This window comes from Janibacter sp. GXQ6167, from assembly GCF_041365945.1.
Lineage (GTDB): Bacteria > Actinomycetota > Actinomycetes > Actinomycetales > Dermatophilaceae > JBGFSK01.
In genome coordinates, this window is record NZ_JBGFSK010000004.1 from 295,774 (window position 1) to 317,935 (window position 22,162).

Below are 22,162 nucleotides of genomic sequence, written 5' to 3' on the forward strand. Positions count from 1 at the left end.
CTCATGGCAGCGTCGCGATCATGTCGGGAGCCGATCGAGGTCGAGATCCTCGTGGAAGACCCGCTGCATCATGTGCCAGTCCCGCGGCGAGCCGGCGACCGCCTCACCCAGGGCGTCCGCGCACTGCTGGGTCATCGCGGCGACCTGCTCGGCGTGGGTGAGGCCAGGGGTTGGTAGGACCTCGTCGTGGCAGTGGATCACCATGCCCCAGGTGTCGCCGACGCGCTCGTGGCGCATGGTGACCGGCCAGAGGCGCACGCCGGTGTCGATGGCCAGAGCAGCGGTGCCGGCAGCCATCTGCGCTCGGTGACCGCGCAGGTCGACCGCTACGCCGGTCGCGGTGAGGTCGCGGTCGGCGAGCAGGGGCATGACGACCGGTTCACCGGTCTGAAGTTGGGCGCGCAGTTGCCCGTACACGCCCTTCTCCGCGGGGAGGATCCGCATGCCGAGGCCCTCACGGAAGTCGAGGAAGGCGGTAAACATCTCCTCGGGTTCGAGCCGCTCCGCGACGGTGACGACGGTCCCGAGGTGACGAGCGCACCAGGCGCCGGCGAGATCCCAGTTGCCGGTATGGCCGAGGAAGGCAAGGACCGGGCGTCCGGCCCGCAGCTCGGCGGTGAGGTCATCAAGGCCCTCGGTGCGCACGACGCGATCGATTCGCTCCCCGCTCATCGCGGGGAGCCGGAAGGCCTCGCAGTAGTACCGCAGGTAGGAGCGCACGCCCTGGCGGACCTCGTCATCGAGCTCACGATCGGTGAGATCGGGGCGAATCCGGGCGTAGTTGGCGCGCAACCGTTCGACGCTGGGGCCACCGCGGCGGGTCACCACATCGGCGACGGCGTCGAAGAGGGAGTAGGCGAGCCGCTCGGGTAGGGCGCGCAGGGCCCGCCAGCCGACCCGGAAGGCCGCGACCGTCGCTGCGTCGGCGGCCCGGCTCACGACTCGGCCAGCGCTTGGCGGCGCACGACGAGAATCCGCTGGAGCACGGTGATGACGCTCGCGACCGCGAGGAGGGCAAGCACGACGGTCATGACGACCGGTGGGAAGACCCCGAGACCGACAAAACCGGCCGTGACCAAGGTGACGACGAGCCGGTCGCCGCGTTCGGCGATGCCGACATCGGCGCGCAGGCCCACCCCTTCGGCCCGGGCCCGGGCATAGGAGACGAGCATCCCAAGGACAAGGCAGAGCAGGGCGAGGATCGCGGTCAGCCGGTCCGCGCCCCCTTCGAAGTACCAGATCGTCAGGCCCGCGAAGATCGCGGCGTCGCCCATCCGGTCCAGGGTCGAGTCTAAGAAGGCGCCCCAGGTGCTCGTGCGGCCCGACAGCCGCGCCATCACGCCGTCGATCGTGTCGGAGAAGACGAAGAGGGTGATCACCATCGTCCCGACGAAGAGGTCGCCGCGCGGGAAGAACCACAAGGCGGCGGCGACAACGCCGATGGTGCCGACGATCGTCACGAGATCGGGGCCGATGCCCAGGCGAAGAAGGAGTTTGGCTACCGGCGTGAGGATGCGGGTCACGAGGGCGCGCGCGTATCGATTGAGCATGGCGGACCCAGCCTAGCCGCGCGGCGATCAGATCCCGCGCCAAGAGGCGCCGTGCCGACTTGCCTGCGGGCCGGGTTAGGAGTTGGGTGAAGAGCATGAGCGGACCAGCCACCACCACCTCCCCCGTCGTCACATCTCCCGACCAGGTGCGCAATGTCGCCCTGGTCGGTCCGTCTGGGTCGGGCAAGTCCCGGCTCTACTCGCACCTGGCTCGCGAGGTCCTCTCCCCCGGTCACGAAGAGGACCGCTCGACGAGCCTGCGGGCGGCGACCATCGCGCTCGACCCAGGCCTGGCACTGACCCTGCTGGACACCCCCGGACACCCCGATTTCGTCGGCGAGGTGCGAGCCGCGCTCCGCGCCGCCGATGGAGCGATCTTCGTCGTCTCGGCCGCCGATGGCGTCGACGCGGCGACCCGGGCCCTGTGGCACGAGTGCGCGCTCGTCCAGATGCCCCGTGCGGTGGCGATCGTTCAGCTTGATGCCAACGACGCCGACTACGCCCGGACCCTCGCGGAGTGCCAGGCGACCTTCGGGCAGGGCGTGCAGCCGCTCGGGATCCCGATCGCTGGGGGCAGTGGTGCCCTCACCCAGATCGTCGACCTCGTCCTCGGCGAGGTGCACGACTACACGAGCGGTACCCGCGAGGTGCACCCGGCGGGCGCCGAGCACGCCGAGATCTTCGATACCTATCGCCCGGGGCTGATCGAGGGGATCATCGAAGAGTCCGAGGACGACACGCTAATGGAGCGCTACCTCGGCGGTGAGGACATCGACTTCGCGGTCATCGAGCGCGATCTGCTGACCGCGGTGACGCACGGGACCTTCCACCCGGTGCTGCCCGTCTCGGCGGAGACCGGCTCGGGCGTGGCGGTCCTTCGTCACCTGCTCGCGGCCGCCTTCCCGAACCCAACGCAGCGACCGGTCCCGGTCGTGACGACCGTCGACGGCAGCGACCTCATCGAGGTCACCACCGACCCCAGCGGCCCGCTCGTCGCCGAGGTCGTCCACACCCGCAGCGACGCCTACGTCGGCCACGTCTCGCTGGTGCGGGTCTTCTCGGGGACGCTCACCCGCGAGCACCCGCTGCACATCTCCGGTCACCTGGACCGGCTGCGCCCCGACGCCTCGGAGGGTCACGCGGGCCACGATGACGAGGAACGGGCCGGGGCGCTCGGTGTGCCGACGCTCGACGGCTTCGACGACCGGCCGCAGGTCATCGCCGGCGAGATCGCGGTCGTCACCAAGTTGGGGTCCGCGCAGACCTCGGACACGATCTCCTCGGTCGACCAGCCGCTGCTCATCGAACCCTGGGAGCTGCCCGAGGCGCTCCTGCCGGTGGCGCTCGAACCGGTCTCACGCGGCGACGAGGACAAGCTGCCGACGGCCTTTCGCGAGTTGGCGGCCGAGGATCCCTCCCTTCGTCTCGCCTTCTCCCCCGAAACCGGCCAGATCGTCTTGTGGAGCACCGGTCCCGCGCAGCAGGACCTTGTCCTCGAGCGCCTGCGGGAGCGCTTCAACCTCGAGGTGAAGACCGGTCCGGTCAAGGTGGCGCTGCGCGAAACCTTCGTCGCGACCGCCGAGGCCCAGGGCCGGCACGTCAAGCAGTCCGGTGGGCACGGCCAGTTTGCGGTCTGCCACCTCACGGTTGAACCGCTGGAGCGGGGCGCGGGGGTCGAGTTCCACGAGACGGTCGTCGGCGGGGCGGTGCCTCGCTCCTACATCCCGAGCGTCGAGAAGGGGGCGCGCGCGCAACTCGACAAGGGCCTGCTCGCGGGCTGGCCGGTCGTCGATGTCAAGGTCACCCTGACCGACGGGAAGGCCCACTCGGTGGATTCGTCCGATATGGCCTTTCAGACTGCGGCCGGGATCGCGCTACGCGAGATGACCTCGACCCAGACCGTCTCGCTGCTGGAGCCGGTCGACAAGGTGACCGTCACGATCGACACCGATTACCTCGGCGCCGCGATGACGGACCTGTCGACCCGGCGCGGGCAGATCCTTGGCACGGACACCGATCCCGAGGACGCGAGCCGCAGCGTGTTGACGGCGCTCGTGCCTCAGCTCGAACTGCTCGACTACCCGATCGCGTTGCGCTCCTTCGCGCACGGCACGGGCGAACTCTCCCGCGAGCTCGTCGGGTACGAACCGCTCCCGACGCGCCTCGTCGCCGAGCACCTCGCCGATCGGGACTAGTTAGTCCGACCCCTGCGGCCACGCCGCGACCAGGGCCCTGCGCATGTCCTCGATGAGGCTGGGCAGGGCCTTGGTCTGGGCGATGATCGGCAGGAAGTTCGCGTCCCCACCCCAGCGCGGCACGATGTGCTGGTGCAGGTGGGCGGCGACGCCGGCACCGGCGACCTCTCCCTGATTCATGCCGATGTTGTAGCCGTGCGGTGCGGAGGCGGCGACCAGGGCCGCGATCGCCCCCTTCGTCAGGGCCGTGAACTCCGCGGTCTCTTCGTCGGTGAGGTCCACGTAGAGCGGCACGTGACGGTAGGGACAGATCAGGACGTGCCCCGGGTTGTAGGGGAAGAGGTTCATCACGACATAGCAGCGCTCGCCGCGGTGAACGATCAGGCCGTCCTCGTCGGACTTCTCGGGCGCGGCGCAGAAGGGGCAGCCGTCTCCGGCGTCCTTGCTCGGGCGCTCACCGCGGACATAGGCGAGCCGGTGAGGCGTCCAGAGCCGTTCGAAACCGTCCGCCGAGCCCGGGAAGCTCTCCGAAGGCTCCGTGGGCACGCTCATGACGCGGAGGTCACCTGCGCCTTGGAGTCGATCGCGGCGACGATCTTGGCGATCGCGTCGGCGACCGGGACGCCGTTTTCTTGCGAGCCGTCGCGGTACCGGAAGGAGACCGAGCCCTGGCCGCGGTCCTCATCCCCCGCGATCAGCACGAAGGGGACCTTGGACTTGCTCGCGTTGCGGATCTTCTTCGGGAAACGGTCATCGGTGCGGTCGATTTCGACGCGGATCCCGGCGGCCGCCATCTGGTCGAGCACCTCTTGGAGGTACGGCTCGAACTCTTCGGCGACGGGGACGCCGAGGACCTGGACGGGCGCGAGCCACGGCGGGAGCTGCCCGGCGTAGTGCTCGATCAGCACGCCCATGAAGCGCTCGATCGAACCGAACTTCGCCGAGTGGATCATCACCGGCTGCTGGCGCGAACCGTCGGCGGCGGAGTACTCGAGGCCAAAGCGTTCCGGCTGGTTGAAGTCGTACTGGACGGTCGACATCTGCCAGGTCCGGCCGATCGCGTCCCGGGCCTGCACCGAGATCTTCGGGCCGTAGAAGGCGGCGCCGCCCGGGTCGGGCACGAGATCGAGGCCGGTGTCGCGGGCGGCCTCTTCGAGCACGGCGGTCGCGGCCTCCCACTGCTCGTCGGAGCCGATGAACTTGTCCTTCTTGGCCTCGGAGTCATCGCGGGTCGACAACTCCAGGTAGAAGTCGTTCATCCCGAAGTCGCGCAGGAGCGACAGGACGAAGTGGAGGAGGTGCTTGATCTCCTCGGAGGCCTGCTCGGCGGTCACATAGGAGTGGGAGTCGTCCATCTCCAGGCCGCGCACGCGCGTTAGGCCATGGACCACACCGGACTTCTCGTACCGGTACACATGCCCGAATTCGAAGAGGCGCAGCGGCAGGTCGCGGTAGGAGCGCTGGCGCGACTTGTAGATGAGGTTGTGCATCGGGCAGTTCATCGCCTTGAGGAAGTAGCGCTGCCCGTCCTCTTCCATCGGGGGGAACATCGTGTCCTCGTAGTACGGCAGGTGCCCCGAGGTGTGGAAGAGCCCTTCCTTGCTGACGTGCGGCGTCCCGACGTAGAGGAAGCCCTCCTCGATGTGGCGCTGGCGGGCGTAGTCCTCCATGACCCGCTTCAGCACGCCCCCCTTCGGGTGGAAGACGGGCAGGCCGGCGCCCAACTCATCCGGGAAGGAGAAGAGGTCCATCTCCGCGCCGAGCTTGCGGTGGTCGCGGCGCTCGGCCTCGGCGAGGCGCTCGAGGTAGGCCTTCAGTTCGTCCTTGCTCGGCCAGGCGGTGCCATAGATGCGCTGCAGCTGCGGGTTCTTTTCGCTGCCACGCCAGTAGGCGGCGGCGCTGCGCATGATCTTGTAGGCGTTGCCGAGAACCTTCGTGGTCGGCACGTGTGGGCCGCGGCAGAGGTCGCCCCAGGCCCGGGTGCCATCGCGGCGGATGTTGTCGTAGATCGTCAGTTGAGAGCCGCCAACCTCGACGCTCGCGCCGTCCGCTGCGTCCTCGGCCGCTCCCCCCTTCAGCCCGATCAGCTCGCACTTGTAGGGCTCGTCCTTCAGTTCAACGAGGGCGTCCTCGTCGCTGATCTCGCGGCGCACGAAGGTCTGGCCCTCGTTGATGATCCGCTGCATGGCCTTTTCGAGGGCCTTCAAGTCCTCCGGGGTGAAGGGGTCCTCGACATCGAAGTCGTAGTAAAAGCCGTCGCGGATCGGGGGGCCGATGCCGAGCTTGGCGTCGGGGTTGACCTGCTGGACGGCCTGGGCGAGGACGTGGGCGGCGCTGTGCCGCAGCACATCGAGCCCGTCCTGCTCGGCGGCGGTCACGGGCTCGACGATGTCGCCCTCGGCGAGGGGGTGCGCGAGGTCGCGCAGCTCGCCGTTGACGCGGGCGACGAGGACGGCGCGGTCCCCCTCGAAGAGATCCGCCGCGGTAGTGCCCGATTCGACCGTTCGCTGGTCTCCGGCGACGGTGATGGCGAAGGGGGCAGACACGCGGGTCTCCTAGGGGTGGTGTGCAGCAGGTGGACGCCTAAGCCTAACGGGCACCGGTGGGCCCCTAGGCTGCCCACCATGGTGAGCCTGCCCCCTGACCTCAGCATCGGCGTCGCGACCGCGGCCTACCAGATCGAAGGGGGTGTCCGCGAAGGCGGCCGAGGGCGCAGCATCTGGGACGACTTCTGCGACCGGCCGGGGGTGATCGCGGACGGCTCCAGTGGTGAGGTCGCGACCGATCACTATCACCGCTACCTCGAAGACATCGCGCTCATGCGCGAGCTTGGGGTGGATTCCTATCGCTTCTCGATCGCGTGGCCCCGGGTCCTGCCGCAGGGCGCGGGTGCCGTGAACGAGGAGGGCCTGGCCTTCTACGACCGCTTGGTCGACGGGCTGTTGGAGGCCGGGATCGAGCCGTGCGCGACCCTCTTCCACTGGGATCTGCCGTCGGCGCTGCAGGAGCACGGGGGTTGGCGGAGCCGGGAGACGGCCTTGCGATTCGGCGAGTACGCCCAGGTCGTCGGGGAGCGCCTCGGCGATCGCGTCGCCATGTGGTGTCCGATCAACGAGCCGGCGATCTTCACGATGCTCGGGCACGCGATCGGCGAGCATGCACCGGGCCTCCACCTCGGCTTTGACTCCCTCCAGGTGGGTCACCACCTGCTCCTTGGCCACGGCCTCGCGGTCCAGGCCCTGCGCGCGGCGGGGGCGCGCTCGGTCGGTACGGCCAACAATCACACCCCGGTCTGGGTCTACGGCGATTCCGAGATCGACCGAGCGGCGGCGGACCTCTACGACATCATCCACAACCGGATGTTCGCCGAGCCGATCCTGCTCGGGCAGTACCCGAATGGGATGGGCGAAGGCCTGCCGGGACCGGTCGCCGACGACCTCGCGATCATCGCCGAGCCGATCGACTTCTACGGAGTCAACTACTACAACCCGACCCTCGTCGGGGCGGCCTCGGCCGGTGACGACCTCCCCTTCGCTCTGCACCAGATCACCGGGTACGAGCAGACCGCGTTTGGCTGGCCGGTGGTCCCGAGTGGACTGACCGAGATCCTGAATCAACTAAACGAGCGCTACGGGGCTGCGCTCCCCCCGGTCCACGTCACCGAGTCGGGGTGCTCACAGGTCGACGTCGTGGCGGCGGACGGGACGGTCGCAGATCCGGCGCGGATCGCCTATCTGACGTCTCACCTGGAGGCGGTGCTCGCGGCTCGCGCCGAAGGGGTGGACGTGCGCGGCTATTACGTCTGGAGCCTCATCGACAACTTTGAGTGGGCGCAGGGGTATCAGCAGCGCTTCGGGCTCGTCCACTGCGACTATGACAACAGCCAGCGGCGAACCCCCAAGGAGTCCTACCGCTGGCTGCAGTCGGTGCTTGCCGAGCGCGGCTCGCGAATCAGTCCCGGCCGACCGTGAGCACCAGGTGCTCGGTGGCGGGCTTGCGCGAGTTGCGCAGGCCCGCGACGACCTGGTCGCCCGACTTGTCGACGACGAGGTCGACCGATGCCGGCAGGAGGACGGGCTTTTTGAACCACACGTGGCTCGTCGTCGCGCCATTGACCCAAGGGCCAAGCGCGGCGAGGGTGCGGGCGTAGGTCCACATCCCGTGAGCGATCGCCGACGGGAAGCCCATGGCGCGCGCGGTGATCCCGTAGAGGTGGATCGGGTTGATATCGCCCGAGACCGCCGCGTACCGGCGCCCGAGGTCCCCTTCGAGGCGCCACTTCGCCGCCGGGTAGCCGGTGGGGATGGCAGGAGGCTGCGACCCGCGGTCGGCATCGGGATTGGAGCGACCCCGGGAGAGGTAGGTGCTTCGCCCTTCCCATACCAGTTCCCCTTGGACGTGCACCTGGGTGAGCAGGTCCACCTGACGGCCCTTCGGGTGGTCGCGCAGGTTGTCCGCCGAGACGGTGATATCGAGCTTCTCGTCCGCGGTCAACGGACGGTAGGCGGTGATCACGTTTTCGACGTGGACCAACCCGACGAGCGCGAAGGGGAAGGACGGCCGCGCCATCAGGTGCGCCTGCAGGCCGAAGCCGAGCAGGTGCGGGTAGGTGTGCGGGAGCCGATCCTCGACGGGGAAGCCGGTCAGTCGCTGGTACTCCCGTAGGTCGGCGCGGTCCACCTCGTAGCCGACGAGCACGAGCCGGGTTTGCGGGAGCTCGGTCGCCGAGGAACCACGCATCACGGCCGCCCGCGCGAGGATCGGCGCGAGGGCCGGCGGGGAGGTGAAGGTCTCGATGCTCATGGGCCTCACGCCCCGAGCATCATCTGGCCGCACACCCGCACCGTGTTACCGGTGACGCCACGGTTGGCGTCCCAGGCGAACCAGCCGATCGTCTCGGCGACATCGACGGGCTTGCCACCCTGGGTGAGCGAGTTGAGCAAGCGGCCGACCTCGCGGGTCGCGAAGGGCACCTTCGCGGTCATCTCGGTCTCGATGAAGCCGGGGGCGACGGCGTTGACGGTGACCCCCTTCGCGAGCACCTCCTTGTCCTGCGCGAGCGAGGAGGTCATCCCGATGACGCCGGCCTTGGACGCGGCATAGTTGGTCTGACCGCGGTTGCCCGCGATGCCCGCGATCGAGGCGACGTTGACGATGTGTCCACCTTCGCGGATCGCGGGGATCAGGGCCTCGTTCATCGCGAGGATCGAGGCGAGGTTGACGTTCACGACGCTCGCCCAGCGCTCGGCGTCGGTGTTCGCGAGCAGCTTGTCGCGGGTGATGCCGGCGTTGTGCACGACGATGTCGAAGCCGCCGTGGCGCGCCTGCGCGTGCTCGACGATCTTGGTGCCCGCGTCGGGAGCGGTGACGTCCAGCTGAAGGGCGCTGCCGCCGAGCGCGTTGGCGACCTCGGCGAGCGGGCCACCGGCCGCCGGGATGTCGACGGCCACGATGGTCGCGCCATCGCGAGCGAGGGTCTTCGCAATCGCGGCGCCGATGCCGCGGGCGGCACCGGTCACGACCGCGACCTTGCCGGCGAGCGGCTGGTCCCAGTCAGCGGGGGTCTTGACCTCGCCGACCGGCTTGGCGACGTGGACGACCTGGCCGTCGACATAGGCCGAGCGGCCGGAGAGGAAGAAGCGGATCGTCGCGTCGGCGGCCTCATCGGCACCGTCGGCGATGTAGACGGTGTTAGCGGTGCCACCACCGCGCATCTCCTTGGCGACCGAGCGCACGATGCCCTCGAGGGCGCGGCGCGCGGCGGCCTGCGGGACGCTCGTCGCCTCGTCGACCGGACGGCCGAGCACGATGATCCGGCCGGTCGGCGCCAGCGTCTTCAGGGCGGGGCCGACGATGCCCCGCAGGGACTCAAGGTCCTCGGGACGCTCGATGGCGGTCATGTCGACGACGACGCCCGCGACCGAGGTGGACGGCTGGGTCGCGATCTGGACGCCGGCCTCTTCGAGCACAGTGCGCAGGTGCGCGACGAGCGGGGCGTCACCGTGACCGGCGAGGAGGACCGCCCCATTGATCAGGGACGCGCCGGGCTCATGGCGGCGCAGTTTCGACGGGCGGGGCAGCCCGAAGGTGGTGGCGAGCTGCTTCCCGAGCCCGCTGCTAACGAACGTGCCGTACTGAAATCCCATGGTGATTCCTTTAACTGGTCGTGGGGTGCGGGAGGCGCTTACGCGCCCTCGACGATGGCGACGACGCCCTGGCCGCCGGCGGCGCAGATGGAGATCAGGCCGCGGCTACCCGGGCCCTTCGCGTGCAGCATCTTCGCGAGCGAGGCGAGGATGCGCCCACCGGTGGCGGCGAAGGGGTGGCCGGCGGCGAGCGAGGAGCCGTTGACGTTGAGCTTGCTCCGGTCGATCGACCCGAGCGGCTTGTCGCGGCCGAGCTTGACGCGGCAGAACTCCTCGTCCTCCCAGGCCTTGAGGGTCGACAGGACCGTCGAGGCGAAGGCCTCGTGGATCTCGTAGAAGTCGAAGTCCTGGAGGGTGAGTCCGTTGCGGTCGAGCATGCGCGGGACGGCATAGGCGGGAGCCATCAGCAGGCCCTCGTCACCGTGGACGTAGTCGACCGCGGCGGCTTCGCCATCGATGAAGTAGGCCTGGACGGTGAGGTTGCGCTCCTTGGCCCACTCCTCGCTCCCGAGCAGGACGACGGAGGCGCCGTCGGTGAGCGGCGTCGAGTTCCCGGCGGTCATCGTCGCGCCCTCGCCCTTGCCGAAGACCGGCTTCAGGGTCGCGAGCTTGGCCATCGAGGAGTCGGGGCGCAGGTTCTGGTCCCGAGTGACGCCCTGGTAGGAGGTCATCAGGTCGTCGAAGAAGCCCTCGTCGTAGGCGCGGGCGAGGTTGTGGTGGGAGTTCACCGCGAGCTCGTCCTGAGCCTCGCGGGTGATGCCCCACTTCTTGGCGGTGATCGCCATGTGCTCGCCCATCGACAGGCCAGTGCGCGGCTCGGAGTTGGCCGGGGTCGCGATGCCGATGTCGGTGGGGCGGATGGCGCCGAGGGCGAGAATCTGGTTCTTCACGCCCTTCGCGCGGTTGACCTTCAGCAGCTTCTTGCGGAGGGACTCGCTGACGGTGATCGGGGCGTCGGAGGCGGTGTCGACCCCGCCGGCGATGGCGGACTCGATCTGTCCGAGCTTGATCTTGTTAGAGACCAGGATCGCGTTCTCGAGGCCGGTGCCGCAGGCCTGCTGGACGTCGTAGGCGGAGGTGTGCGGGTCCAGGCTAGAGCCGAGGACGGACTCGCGGGTCAGGTTGAAGTCGCGGCTGTGCTTGATCACGGCGCCGCCGACGACCTCACCGATGCGCTCGCCGCCGAGGTTGTAGCGGGCGACCAGGCCCTCGAGAGCCGCGGTGAACATGTCCTGGTTCGACACGTCGGCGTAGGGACCGAACTGGCGGGCGAAGGGGATGCGGTTGCCGCCGAGGATGGCGGCGCGGCGCGGCGCGGTCGACTGGTTTTGGGCCACCGAAGGACTCCTTGAAAACGTCGTTTGGGGATCGCTGGGCGCGCATGGTCGCGCCAGTGAGATATGCGATACGGACGGTAGCAGGTACCGCCAGTACCTGCTACCGTCGGGCGCTGTGAGTACGCCCACCGATGGACGCAGCGCGCGCTGGGAGGTGCACCGGCAGGCCCGGCGCGCCGAGCTCGTCGAGTCCGCGATCCGGGCGATCCGCGAGCAGGGCGCCACGGTCGGGATGGATGACATCGCGGCCGCGGCCGGGACCTCCAAGACGGTCTTCTATCGCCACTTCCACGATCGCTTCGGTCTCTACCGGGCGATCGCCGAGCGGGTCGATCAGCTGATCATGCGGGATATCACGAGTGCGGTCGGTGGGGCGGGCGCCGAGGGTGCGCCCCCTTCGATCGCCGAGCGGATGGTGGCGCGGGATCCTCAGGAGCTCATCTCCGGGGCGATCAGCGCGTACCTCAGGCTCGTCGAGCGGGACCCCGAGGTGTACCGCTTCATCGTCTCGGCACCGATCGTCGAAAAGAGCGCTCACGCGGTCGATGTCGCGGTGTGCGTCACCGGTCAGATGGCCGGGCAGGTCGGAGCGCTCATCTCCGAGGCGCTCATCGCGAGCGGCTCGGAGGTCACCCGCGCGCAAATCTGGGGGCAGTCCCTCGTCGGGATGGTGCGCGCGGCCGCGGACACCTGGCTCGCGGGCGCTGCGGGCACGATGTCGCGCGAGGCCCTCACCCAGCATCTCGCCGATCTGGCGTGGAGCGGGCTCGCCGCAGCGTGGCCCCCTTCGGACCCAGCACAGCCCCACCCGTAAGGGGCCTGATCTGCGCGATCGGCAGCGTGCCACGATGGGGCGATGCAGATTGCCGACTCAATCCGGTCCAGTCTCGACGGTCGTTGGGGTGCGGTGCGCGAACGCGCCCGCCGCGACCTTGACCCCGCCCGCCTCGGTCCCCCACCTGCGCCGTTGCCGATGGCCGAGCACCGGGCGCGAACTCTGGAGGCGGTGCTCGAGCTGACGAAGACCCCCTTCCCCGCCGATGGCCTCACCGTGGACCAGGGCGGGACCGGAGATCCCGGGGCATCGGTGACCGGCTTTGAGATGCTCGGCCATTTGGACCTGTCGGTCTTCGTCAAGGCGGGGGTGCAGTTCGGCCTCTTCGGCGGGGCGATCGCGAACCTTGGGACCGAGGAGCATCACCGTCAGTACCTGCCGGGGATGCTCGACGGCTCGCTCCTTGGGTGCTTCGCGATGACCGAGACCGGGCACGGCTCGGATGTCCAGCAGCTCGCGACGACGGCGACCTACGACCCGACGACCGACGAGATCGTCGTCCACTCCCCCGACCACCTGGCGCGCAAGGACTACATCGGTAATGCGGCGCAGGATGCCCGGCTGGCGGCGGTCTTCGCGCAACTCATCGTCGGAGGTGAGTCGCAAGGGGTGCACTGCGTGCTCGTGCCGATTCGTGACGAGTCCGGTGCGGACCTGCCGGGGGTCACCACCAGTGATTGTGGGGCGAAGGCGGGGCTCGCCGGGGTCGATAACGGGCGGATCAGCTTCGATCAGGTCCGGGTGCCGCGAGCGAACCTGCTGAACCGTTACGGCTCGATCGATGCCGAAGGGGTCTACAGCTCGCCGATTGAGAAGCCCTCGCGGCGCTTCTTCACCATGCTCGGAACGCTCGTGCGCGGCCGGGTCAGCGTGGCCGGTGGGGCTGGTGCCGCGACCCGCAGTGCGCTCGCGGTGGCGATCCGCTATGGACTGGTGCGGCGGCAGTTCAACCGGCCCGACAGTGACGACGAGGTCCTGATCCTGGACTACCGGGCGCACCAGCGGGCGCTGCTACCGCGGCTTGCGACCTCGTATGCGCTGATGTTCGCGCAGAACAATCTCGTGGAGGCGATGCACGCGATCGCGACGGGCGAGGATCGCGGCGAGGACGCCCAGCGCGAACTCGAGGCTCGCGCGGCTGGGCTCAAAGCCCTCACGACGGCCCACGCGACGGACACGATCCAGGCGTGCCGTCAGGCCTGTGGTGGCGCCGGCTATCTCTGGGCGAATCGGCTGGCGGCGCTGAAGGCCGACACCGATGTCTTCACCACCTTCGAGGGCGACAACACCGTCCTGCTGCAACTGGTCGCCAAGGGCATGCTCACCGAGTACAAGGAGTCCTTCCACGACCTCGACACCCGTGGGGCCTTCTTCTTCGGAGCCAAGCAGTTCTCCGGCTCGATCATCGAGCGCACCATCGGTGGCTCGCTCATCCAGCGGCTCGTCTCCGGAGCCCCGGGGCGGGACGCGGACAATGCCCTGACCGACCGCGGGGGGCAGATCGCCCTCTTCGAAGACCGCGAGTCGCACCTGCTCGAGACTCTCGCGATGCGTCTTCGGGGCGCGAGCGAGGATGAGGACGTCTCCCCCTTCGACGTCTTCAACAATGTCCAAGACCATCTGCTCGAGACGGCGCGGGCGCACATGGACCGGATCGTGCTCGAGTCCTTCGTCGCGGCGATCGACGACAACTGCGATGACCGGGCCTGCGAGTTGCTGAACCTGGTGTGCGATCTCTACGTCTTCGCGACGATGGAGGCGAACCGCGCCTGGTATCTCGAGCACGGGCGGATCAGCGCGAAGCAGTCCAAGGAGATCATCGTGCGGGTCAACGAGTTGTGCGACGAGCTGCGGCCGCACGTCGAGGTGCTCGTCGATGCGTTTGGAATCCCGCAGTCGTGGCTAACGACCGAGATGATCGCCGACAACGGGACGTCAGGCGGCGGTGCCACGCCTTAGCGCGACCGACCACTCGGAAGGCTCAGGCTTGCGTACGACGTAGACGGCATATACCCCGTCATCGGGGAGGTAAACCGATCGCTCTCCATCCAGCCCAGCGTCATCGATCAGTGATCCCACCTCCTCGACAGACCGGGGCTGGATATGCGGCCACTGGATGACGTTGAGGGTGAACCCAAGTTGCGGGTGGGTCGGGAGCATATTCCCGACGACCAGCAATCCACCCGGACGCACAAGGTCGTAGGCGTTACGCAAAAGGGTGCGAGCCCCTGCCAAAACGGTTCGAGTTCGGATCACTTTGGAGTACGTGTAGGGCCAGTCGTCACCGCGCAGATACTCGAGAATGCCAATCGCCTCGACGAGGTCGAACCGGGCCTTCTGTGCGCGCCAGGCGGGGGCGCGCGAGGCGAACCCCTCCCCGGGCCAGGACGTTGGCGCGTCGAGTCGACACCGTGACGTTCGCCTGGGTGGCGTAGGTCTGAGCGAGCGCGAGGGACGTCCTATCGAGGTCGACTAGCGTGAGCTTCGGTGTCCGTCCCCCTCCAGACCTCACTCGCGACACCGCCGAGATGGCGGGCTGTGCCGCGCCGCAAGCGAGGCTCAACCACCGGGGCGCACGGGCGTCAATCGTCCGCGCATGAGCGATCGCAACCTCCTGCAGGACAGCGGCTCGGGAGCGGATACCACGGCAATCCGCTACGTTCGCGAAGTAGTGCTGCGCGGCCTCGCTCACACCGACACCGCCGGGATAGGTGGGTTCGAAGGGTGCGTACGCCGGCGCCAGAGCAGCAGCCCTCGGTACGAGGTCGAGCCACTCTCCGATTGTTGGGATGCTCTTAACCAATGCCCGAGTGGCTGGATTCGAGCGGTCAATCGTCGAGCGCCGAGTTCGCCCCAAATCGAGCCGGGCGTCGCCATGAAACCCCATCTGAGTGAGCTGATCGACAACGTTCTCGACGGTCGCTCGGTGCTCGTTCACGTATGGGTCGTCGTACGCGAACGGCATCACTGTCGGACTCATCGAGGGCTTCGTCACGAGTTCGATCGTTCACAACCGCGGGACGGCGAACAAGTCATCAGATCAGTTACCTCGCGCCACGGTCGACGTGCTTGCCACCCCGACGTTGCGCCAGCCCCCGGATGGAACCTTGAGGGTCAGGCGAGCGCCCTCCGTTGCTCTCCCCGGCTTAGCGTGCACAGCTCCACTTTGTGCTACCGCCCCGACGACCAAATCGCGCTCATCGAGCATCGCCCTCCATAGGTTCCCTCAGAGGCCGTCTGCGCCAGTGAACGTCAGACCGTGGAAGCGATCGAAGTATGCGGTGAGCTTGTCGATCACCCGTTGCTTCTTCTCACCGTGGGCGTCGCCCGACCCGAAACGTGACACCGGGGGCAGGATCGCTGTGATCGCCGTGCCGGCGGTTTGGAGTTCGCCGTCGCGGAAGGCCGACGCCATGAACAGGCGGGCGGCATCGGGACGCAGGCTCTCGGCGGCGATGATTTCGTCCAGTTCTTCGCGTCGTTTCGCCTCGATGTAGGCGAGCCACTCGTCATCGATCGCTCCGTCAACCGACACATACTCAACGAAGTCCTCGATGAGGTCCTTCTTGTTCCGCAGGCTCGGGCTCGAGTCCACGGCTCGCGAGATTTCGGCGCGGATCTCCCGGTCGTCGCCGTCGCCGCGCTCGTCGCGAGCCTTTTGGACGAGCATCAAGATGTAGTCGACGTTGATCTCGACCTGCTTGATCAGCTCGATCTCAAAGACCACGTCCTCGTTGATGATCTCCTTGTCACCCTGGGCCGAAGTGCGAAACTCTGCGTACAGGTCGAGGTAAATGCTCCGGTAGTCCTGGAGGTCGCGCTCAGTAAGCAGTTCGTTCCCCGCGAACTCGTCGAACGCGGTCAGGATGTTCAGCAGCCGCAGGATCTGACCGAAGAGGGCGATGAAGTCCTTCTGCCGCTGCTCGCCGACGATCTGCTCCCCCAGCGGGAAGTCGGCGAGCAGTTGGTCGACCTTGCGTGAGTACTCCTCGTAATACTCAGCGAAGGGCTTCAATAGGACGACCCCACGAGCATCCTTGTTGCCGAAGAGCTCCAACGCAGAGTTGGTCTGATCCTCTAGGTCCCGGAAGGCCACGATGTTGCCGTAGGTCTTGACCGAGTTCAGGATCCGGTTGGTCCGCGAGTACGCCTGAATCAGGCCATGGCTGCGTAGGCTCTTGTCGACAAAGAGCGTGTTGAGGGTCGTCGCGTCGAAGCCGGTGAGGAACATGTTCACCACGATCACGAGATCCACCTCGCGGTTCTTCAGCCGCAGCGATAGGTCCTTGTAGTAATTCTGGAAGCTGTCGCTGCTCGTGTCGTAACTCGTCCCGAACAGGTCGTTGTAGTCCTGGATAGCCTCCTCGAGGAAGGTTCGTGCATCGACCGGTAGCGCATCGGCCTCAAAGCCCTCGTCATCGAGGATGCCGTCCTCGCTGGCCTCGTTCGCACCGTAGGAGTAGATCAGCCCGACCTTCAGGCGCCGATCTGGTGGGAGGTCATCTTGCTGCCACTGGAACTGGTTGTAGTAGCGCCGCGCTGCATCGATGGACGCGGTCGCGAAGATGGCGTTGAACCCCTTCACCCGTTTCGCCGCCGATACGGCTTCGGTCCGGTGCCGGTCACGGGCCAGGTCGGCCACATTAGTCACGACCGAGTGTTGGTACCCGAAAGCCCGCTTCGTCTTCATCTCGAAGTGGTCGAGCGTGTACTTCACGATCTGCTTGATTCGCTCGGGCGCGAGGAGTGCGCGTTCGGTGTCGATCGCCGACACCTGCTTGTCCACGACGTCACCGACCTGGATCGTGTCGACGTAGTCGATGCGGAAGGGCAGAACGTTCTTGTCGGTGATCGCGTCGACGATCGTGTAGGTGTGCAGCTTGTCGCCGAACGCTTGCTCGGTCGTCTTGAGTCTCGGGTTCCCCCCGCTCGCGGCATTGACCGAGAAGATCGGGGTCCCAGTGAAGCCGAAGAGGTGGTAGCGCTTGAAGGCTCGGGTGATGGCGGAGTGCATATCGCCGAACTGCGAGCGGTGGCACTCGTCGAAGATGATCACGACGTGCTCGTCGGTGATCGCGTGGCCCGTGTTGCCCTGGACGAACTTCGAGAGCTTTTGGATCGTGGTGATGATGATCCTGGCGCTCGGGTCCTCGAGTTGGCGTTTGAGGACGGCGGTCGAAGTGTTGGAGTTCGCCGCGCCCTTCTCGAAGCGGTCGTACTCGCGCATCGTCTGATAGTCGAGGTCCTTGCGATCGACCACGAAGAGGACCTTTGTCACGCCGGGGACCTTGGTGGCGAGTTGAGCCGCCTTGAAGCTCGTCAAGGTCTTGCCGGAGCCGGTGGTGTGCCAGACGTAGCCGCCGGCGGCGATCGTGCCGAGCTTGCGGTAGTTCGTCGAGGTCTCGATCCGCTGCAAGATCCGCTCGGTTGCGACGATTTGGTACGGGCGCATCACGAGGAGCATCCGGTCGGCCGTCAGAACGCAGTACTTCGTCAGGACGTTGAGCAGGGTGTGCTGTGCGAAGAAGGTCTTGGCGAACGCCGAGAGGTCTTGGATTGGTTTGTTCGTCGCGTCGGCCCACCACGACGTGAACTCGAAGCTGTGTGAGGTCTTGCGCCCCCTGCCGGGTTTGCGGTTCTCCTTAAGGTGCTGGGTGCGGGTGGTGTTCGAGTAGTACTTCGTCAGCGTGCCGTTGCTGATAACGAAGAGTTGGACGTACTCGAAGAGGCCTGAGCCGGCCCAGAAGCTGTCCCGTTGGTAGCGATCAATTTGATTGAATGCTTCGCGCAGGTCGACGCCGCGACGCTTGAGCTCGACGTGCACGACGGGCAGTCCGTTGACCAGGATCGTGACGTCGTACCGGTTCGAGTAGCGCCCTCCGCCGGTGCCCTTGCCAACCTCGTACTGGTTGATGACCTGCAGACGGTTGTTGTGGACATTTGTCGCATCGATCAAGGCGATGTTCTTGCTGGTGCCGTCGTCGCGCCGCAGAACTTGGATGCGGTCTTCCTGCAGCCGGATCGTTTTTTCAACGATCCCGTCGTTGCGGCTGGCGATCTTCCCGGCGAAGAAACGCTCCCACTCGGCGTCGGAGAAGGTGACCTGGTTCAGGTCTTCGAGGCGGGCGCGCAGGTTCGCGATCAGTTCTGCCTCTGAGGTGATGGGTAGGAACTCGTAGGCCTGAGATTGGAGAAGGGAGATCAGCTCGCGTTCCAAGTCAGCTTCGGACTGGTACGCGGTCCCCCGCTGCTGGTCGCGGATGTACTCCGCGACGACGGTGCTCTCGGCCGATACCGCGATCGGGTCGTAATGCCGGGCCGGTGGTTCCTTCGTCACGTGGTGCTCCCGTCCAGATCGCGGTCGGCCCACGTGGCGAAGGTGCCGCCTTCCCAGAGCCAGGAAACCCGTCCGTTGCAGGACCTGCCGAGCACGATGGACCCTGCTGTCGACGGTGAGGTGAAGGGAACGTCGCGGGTGAGACGGCCGATCTTGCCATCAACGACGACCGAGCCGTCGGCGACCAGCTTCGCGTGCGCGGCGCCATAGGCCTCATATGCGCGTTTGGTGCTATCGGACGTCCCGGTGCGAGTCCAGGCCGCCACCACTCGGGAGCCTTCGAGCACGACGAACTCGTCGCCGTCGACAATCCCGCGGGCCTCGATACCGGTCTTGGGCTGGGAGATGGTAAAGACCGGAGACTCGATCGGTGTCGGGTCGATAGTTGGCTTGGCCGCGGGACGCTGACGGATGGCGTTAATGCCGAGGACGGGCAAGATGATGTGCAGGTTCGCGAGGAAGGCTTCCATGTCGGAACGCTGCGCTTCGGAGAGCTTGCGCGGGACGGGGCTCTGGGTGTTGTCGAGCGTGATCCGCTGGGCCGACGTGGCTAGCTCGACCAAACGGGCCTCGAGATAGCCCCAGTGCCCTTCGTTGAATCCGTCGTCTTTGGCGGTCACAAGGACGACGCGGTCCCACCAGTCTTTCTTTAGTTGATGGTCCTTGAAGCGGCGAGTGAAGGTCTCGGTCCGGCCGATATAGCCGCGCACTCCTCCGATGGCGTCGGCATCGTCACCGAGGAGAAGGTAGGCGCCATTGCGCTCGGCCTCATCGCGCCTGAGGATGTCGGCGATGTCTGTGCGCGGGCCGGAAAGGACATGCCCGGTCCAGCCCGCGATTTCGGCGGTCGTGATGCCACCTGGGATGCCGTCGACCAGAAAGAGCTCGATGTGCTTGCCACTCATACGGAAGCCTCCGGAAAGGTCAACAACTTGTCACGGTAGTACTCGTACTGCTTCCGTCGAGCAGCCAACTCGGCAGGCAGCCCAACGCTGAGGTCGTTGACGAGTTGATCAAAGGAGCGCAACTCGCGGGCTATATCCCTTTGCTTTTCCAGCGATGGGAGTGGCACCTCGGACGAGAAGAACTTCTTGGAGTCGACACCCGCCATCGAACCGTCGGTGCGCACGACCCTCGTCCTAAGAGAGTCACTCAAACTTCGAAGCACCTGGAAGACGAACTCCGGGTCCACGCCGTCACGAGCTTCTAGAGCCCTCATGTCCTGGTTCACTGTGGTGTCCATCTCGGTTAGCCCAACTGGGAGACGTCGCCGCAAGATATTGGACCTCATCACTACGACGACTGCCGGAGCGGCCACGACGCGAAGAGGTGTTTCGTTCAGAGCGGCAGTGGTTACTCTTCCGCGAATACGCCGGCCTTCCGACTCGCTGACATCCATTGACGCCAGCCACGGGATCTCTCCGTCTTCCCAATATCGAAGATTGGTCTTCCTCGGAGTCACCCCACCAACCCAATGCCCCAGGTCGCCGATCCGCACCGGTTGCGCTTGGAGGTTTGAAATGAATCTTGCACGGTAATAGTCGTACTGAGCGCGACGGGCCTCCAGCTCCGCCTCTAGCTCCGCCTCTAGCTCCGCCTCCAGCTGAGTGAACTGGTCCAAGATTCGCACGATCTCCCGCTGCACCTCCGGCGGCGGCACGGGCACCCGAAAGGCGAGCAGCTTGGACACATCTAGAGATGCGACCGACCCCCCGGACTTACGAGTCGCACGTAGGATGGCCCCCGAGCGCGACACGAGGACGTGGTATAGATACCCCGCCTCGATGCCTGAGCGAGGGGTGACGGCTTTCATGTCTTGGTTGAGAGCGACCTCTCGCGGCAACAATGCGACCGGGAGCCGCTTGTCCAAGATGCTTGACCTCACGACGAGAACGACCGACGTCGGCGGGATCAGCTTCGCTGCCGACCGCGCAACGGCCTCCTGGGTGATGTAATCCTTTGTTACCTGCAAAGAGCGAGCCCGCATGTCCTTTGGGGAAACCCATGGAATCGTCCCATTTTCCCAGAACTCTGACCTACCCTTCGCTGGCGTCCCGCCGCCTCTCCACGCTCCGAGGTCTTGCAGAGGTTCCGACCGAACCCCGTCCGGGCACAGGTCTGTGATCAGATCGTCGATGCGGCTCACTTGGTGCCTTCGAGGTCGGCGACGATGGCGTCGATGGATGTGCGTAGCTCCGCCTGCCGGGCGACGATCCGCGCGATCTCAGCGTTCAACTCCACGATGTCGACCACCTCGCGGGTGTCCTCGGGCTCGACATAACTTGACACCGCGATGTTGTAGTCGTTGGCCGCAATGTCGTCGTTGGAGACGAGCTTCGCGACGTAGTCCACGTCCTCGCGCTGCGTGAACCACGTGAGGATGTTCTCCTGATTCGCAGCGAGCAATTTGTTCTTGTTGCCGATCCTCTTGAACTCGGCTGACGCATCGATGAAGAGGACCGAGCTGTCCCCCTTCGACTTCTTTAGCACGATGATGCAGGTGGCGATCGTCGTCCCGAAGAAGAGGTCCGGTGGTAGCTGGATGACCGCGTCGACGTAGTTGTTGTCGATCAGGTATTTGCGGATCTTGCGCTCCGCTCCCCCGCGATACAAGACCCCCGGGAATTCGACGATCGCGGCCGTACCGTTGACCGCGAGAGACGCGAGGATGTGCATCGTGAAGGCGAGGTCCGCCTTGGACTTCGGCGCGAGCACCCCGGCGGGCGCATACCGGTCATCGGTGATGAGGAGGGCGCTCGCATCGCCCTCCCACTTGGTCGAGTACGGCGGGTTGGAGACGATCGCTTCGAAGGGCTCGAAGTCGCGGTGCTGCGGATCGGTCAGGGTGTCACCAAGGGCGAGGTCGAAGCGCTCGTAGTTGATGTCATGCAGGAACATGTTGATCCGCGCGAGGTTGTAGGTGGTCAGGTTGATCTCCTGACCGTAGAAGCCGCCGACGTTGCCCTTACCGAGGACCTTGGCGAACTTCAGCAGCAGCGACCCGGACCCGGCGGCCGGGTCATAGACCTTACTCACCCGCGTTTTGCCCACCACCGTGATCCGCGCGAGGATCTCCGAAACCTCTTGTGGCGTGTAGTACTCGCCGCCAGACTTGCCGGCCTGCGAGGCGTACATCTGCATGAGGTACTCGTAGGCGTCTCCGAAGAGGTCAATCGAGTTGTCCTCAAAGTTGCCGAGCGGCAGGTCACCAATGGCCTGAAGCAACTTGACCAACTTCTCGTTGCGCCGGGCGACCGTATTGCCGAGCTTGGAGCTGTTGACGTCGAGATCATCGAAGAGCCCCTTGAGGTCATCTTCGCTGCGCGTCCCGACGGCCGAGCCTTCGATGTTCTTAAAGACGCGCTCTAGCGTCTCGTTGAGGTTTTGGTCCCTCGGCGCCCGTCGACGGACGTTGTCGAAGAGCTCGGACGGGAGGATGTAGAAGCCCTTCTCGTGCACCGTCTCAAGCCGGCCGCGCTCAGCAAGCGCATCGTCCAGCTCGGCATATGCGAAGTCGGGGTCGCCCGCCTCGTGCTCGGCGCGGTTGAGATACGTCGTGAGGTTCTCGGAGATGAAGCGGTAGAAGAGCATCCCGAGGACGTAGGCCTTAAAGTCCCAGCCATCGACGCTGCCGCGTAGGTCGTTCGCGATGCGCCAAATGGTCCGGTGGAGTTCGGCGCGCTGCGCCTCCTTGGTGGTCGGTACCATCTCTCGTCTCCCGCGCTTCTCGCGCGATGAAGTGTGCCGTCGTGTGTGTCCTCA

General features: G+C 66.4%; 15 protein-coding genes. 4 read left to right on the forward strand and 11 right to left on the reverse strand.

Annotated elements, in window-relative coordinates; genetic code table 11:
• Nucleotides 1–18: 18 nt before the first annotated feature.
• On the reverse strand, nucleotides 19–939 hold the full coding sequence (locus AB8K43_RS08250) for a phosphatidylinositol mannoside acyltransferase (RefSeq protein ID WP_370893296.1): 921 nt from the start codon (nucleotides 937–939) through the stop codon (nucleotides 19–21).
• Nucleotides 936–1,550: a phosphatidylinositol phosphate synthase gene (gene pgsA / locus AB8K43_RS08255; protein WP_370893298.1), complete on the reverse strand. Its 615-nt coding sequence runs from the start codon at nucleotides 1,548–1,550 to the stop codon at nucleotides 936–938. The genes AB8K43_RS08250 and pgsA overlap by 4 nt, the downstream gene beginning before the upstream one ends.
• Before the next feature lie 95 nt (nucleotides 1,551–1,645).
• Here pgsA and AB8K43_RS08260 point away from each other — a divergent pair, with 95 nt between their 5' ends.
• Nucleotides 1,646–3,745, forward strand: a complete 2,100-nt coding sequence (locus AB8K43_RS08260; RefSeq protein ID WP_370893300.1) for an elongation factor G — start codon at nucleotides 1,646–1,648, stop codon at nucleotides 3,743–3,745.
• On the opposite strand, the gene AB8K43_RS08265 is transcribed toward AB8K43_RS08260, so the two are convergent.
• Together AB8K43_RS08265 and thrS are read right to left on the reverse strand one after the other, a co-directional pair.
• On the reverse strand, nucleotides 3,746–4,297 hold the full coding sequence (locus AB8K43_RS08265) for an HIT domain-containing protein (RefSeq protein ID WP_370893302.1): 552 nt from the start codon (nucleotides 4,295–4,297) through the stop codon (nucleotides 3,746–3,748).
• A complete protein-coding gene (gene thrS, locus AB8K43_RS08270) occupies nucleotides 4,294–6,291 on the reverse strand; it encodes a threonine--tRNA ligase (protein WP_370893304.1) in 1,998 nt (665 codons plus the stop codon). Before thrS ends, AB8K43_RS08265 begins: the two co-directional genes overlap by 4 nt.
• Nucleotides 6,292–6,369: 78 nt before the next feature.
• On the opposite strand from thrS, the gene AB8K43_RS08275 reads away from it, so the two are divergent.
• Nucleotides 6,370–7,716: a GH1 family beta-glucosidase gene (locus AB8K43_RS08275; protein ID WP_370893307.1), complete on the forward strand. Its 1,347-nt coding sequence runs from the start codon at nucleotides 6,370–6,372 to the stop codon at nucleotides 7,714–7,716.
• Here AB8K43_RS08275 and AB8K43_RS08280 read toward each other — a convergent pair.
• From AB8K43_RS08280 to AB8K43_RS08290, 3 genes are read right to left on the reverse strand one after another with little or no spacing between them, the layout of a single operon-like run.
• Entirely contained in the window at nucleotides 7,697–8,548 is an 852-nt protein-coding gene (locus AB8K43_RS08280; protein ID WP_370893309.1) for a MaoC/PaaZ C-terminal domain-containing protein, read from the reverse strand. The two genes, AB8K43_RS08275 and AB8K43_RS08280, sit on opposite strands and share 20 nt — an antisense overlap.
• Nucleotides 8,549–8,553: 5 nt before the next feature.
• The gene (locus tag AB8K43_RS08285; protein WP_370893311.1) at nucleotides 8,554–9,891 is read right to left on the reverse strand and encodes a 3-oxoacyl-ACP reductase; all 1,338 of its coding nucleotides are present in this window, start codon (nucleotides 9,889–9,891) and stop codon (nucleotides 8,554–8,556) included.
• Nucleotides 9,892–9,929: 38 nt separating this feature from the next.
• Nucleotides 9,930–11,228 (reverse strand): acetyl-CoA C-acetyltransferase, encoded by a 1,299-nt coding sequence (locus tag AB8K43_RS08290; protein ID WP_370893313.1) that lies wholly within the window; start codon nucleotides 11,226–11,228, stop codon nucleotides 9,930–9,932.
• 115 nt (nucleotides 11,229–11,343) lie between these two features.
• On the opposite strand from AB8K43_RS08290, the gene AB8K43_RS08295 reads away from it, so the two are divergent.
• On the forward strand, nucleotides 11,344–12,042 hold the full coding sequence (locus AB8K43_RS08295) for a TetR family transcriptional regulator (protein WP_370893314.1): 699 nt from the start codon (nucleotides 11,344–11,346) through the stop codon (nucleotides 12,040–12,042).
• A 42-nt stretch (nucleotides 12,043–12,084) separates the two neighbouring features.
• Nucleotides 12,085–14,022: an acyl-CoA dehydrogenase gene (locus AB8K43_RS08300; protein WP_370893316.1), complete on the forward strand. Its 1,938-nt coding sequence runs from the start codon at nucleotides 12,085–12,087 to the stop codon at nucleotides 14,020–14,022.
• A gap of 1,267 nt (nucleotides 14,023–15,289) precedes the next feature.
• Here AB8K43_RS08300 and AB8K43_RS08305 read toward each other — a convergent pair.
• The 4 genes from AB8K43_RS08305 to AB8K43_RS08320 are packed head-to-tail and all read right to left on the reverse strand — an operon-like array spanning nucleotide 15,290 to nucleotide 22,108.
• The gene (locus tag AB8K43_RS08305; protein WP_370893318.1) at nucleotides 15,290–18,400 is read right to left on the reverse strand and encodes a type I restriction endonuclease subunit R; all 3,111 of its coding nucleotides are present in this window, start codon (nucleotides 18,398–18,400) and stop codon (nucleotides 15,290–15,292) included.
• Nucleotides 18,397–19,305 carry a GIY-YIG nuclease family protein gene (locus AB8K43_RS08310; protein WP_370893319.1) on the reverse strand — a complete coding sequence of 303 codons (909 nt, stop codon included), beginning with the start codon at nucleotides 19,303–19,305 and terminating at the stop codon, nucleotides 18,397–18,399. Before AB8K43_RS08310 ends, AB8K43_RS08305 begins: the two co-directional genes overlap by 4 nt.
• Nucleotides 19,302–20,546 (reverse strand): restriction endonuclease subunit S, encoded by a 1,245-nt coding sequence (locus AB8K43_RS08315; RefSeq protein WP_370893321.1) that lies wholly within the window; start codon nucleotides 20,544–20,546, stop codon nucleotides 19,302–19,304. The genes AB8K43_RS08310 and AB8K43_RS08315 overlap by 4 nt, the downstream gene beginning before the upstream one ends.
• Nucleotides 20,543–22,108 (reverse strand): type I restriction-modification system subunit M, encoded by a 1,566-nt coding sequence (locus AB8K43_RS08320; RefSeq protein WP_370893323.1) that lies wholly within the window; start codon nucleotides 22,106–22,108, stop codon nucleotides 20,543–20,545. Before AB8K43_RS08320 ends, AB8K43_RS08315 begins: the two co-directional genes overlap by 4 nt.
• Between the last annotated feature and the right edge of the window lie 54 nt (nucleotides 22,109–22,162).

Bases quoted from the DNA above. Each gene is read 5' to 3' on its own strand.
- AB8K43_RS08265 (WP_370893302.1), bottom strand. From the start codon at position 4,297: ATGAGCGTGCCCACGGAGCCTTCGGAGAGCTTCCCGGGCTCGGCGGAC.
- AB8K43_RS08300 (WP_370893316.1), top strand. From the start codon at position 12,085: ATGCAGATTGCCGACTCAATCCGGTCCAGTCTCGACGGTCGTTGGGGT.
- pgsA (WP_370893298.1), bottom strand. From the start codon at position 1,550: ATGCTCAATCGATACGCGCGCGCCCTCGTGACCCGCATCCTCACGCCG.
- AB8K43_RS08310 (WP_370893319.1), bottom strand. From the start codon at position 19,305: ATGAGTGGCAAGCACATCGAGCTCTTTCTGGTCGACGGCATCCCAGGT.
- AB8K43_RS08280 (WP_370893309.1), bottom strand. From the start codon at position 8,548: ATGAGCATCGAGACCTTCACCTCCCCGCCGGCCCTCGCGCCGATCCTC.
- AB8K43_RS08275 (WP_370893307.1), top strand. From the start codon at position 6,370: ATGGTGAGCCTGCCCCCTGACCTCAGCATCGGCGTCGCGACCGCGGCC.
- AB8K43_RS08320 (WP_370893323.1), bottom strand. From the start codon at position 22,108: ATGGTACCGACCACCAAGGAGGCGCAGCGCGCCGAACTCCACCGGACC.
- AB8K43_RS08285 (WP_370893311.1), bottom strand. From the start codon at position 9,891: ATGGGATTTCAGTACGGCACGTTCGTTAGCAGCGGGCTCGGGAAGCAG.
- AB8K43_RS08260 (WP_370893300.1), top strand. From the start codon at position 1,646: ATGAGCGGACCAGCCACCACCACCTCCCCCGTCGTCACATCTCCCGAC.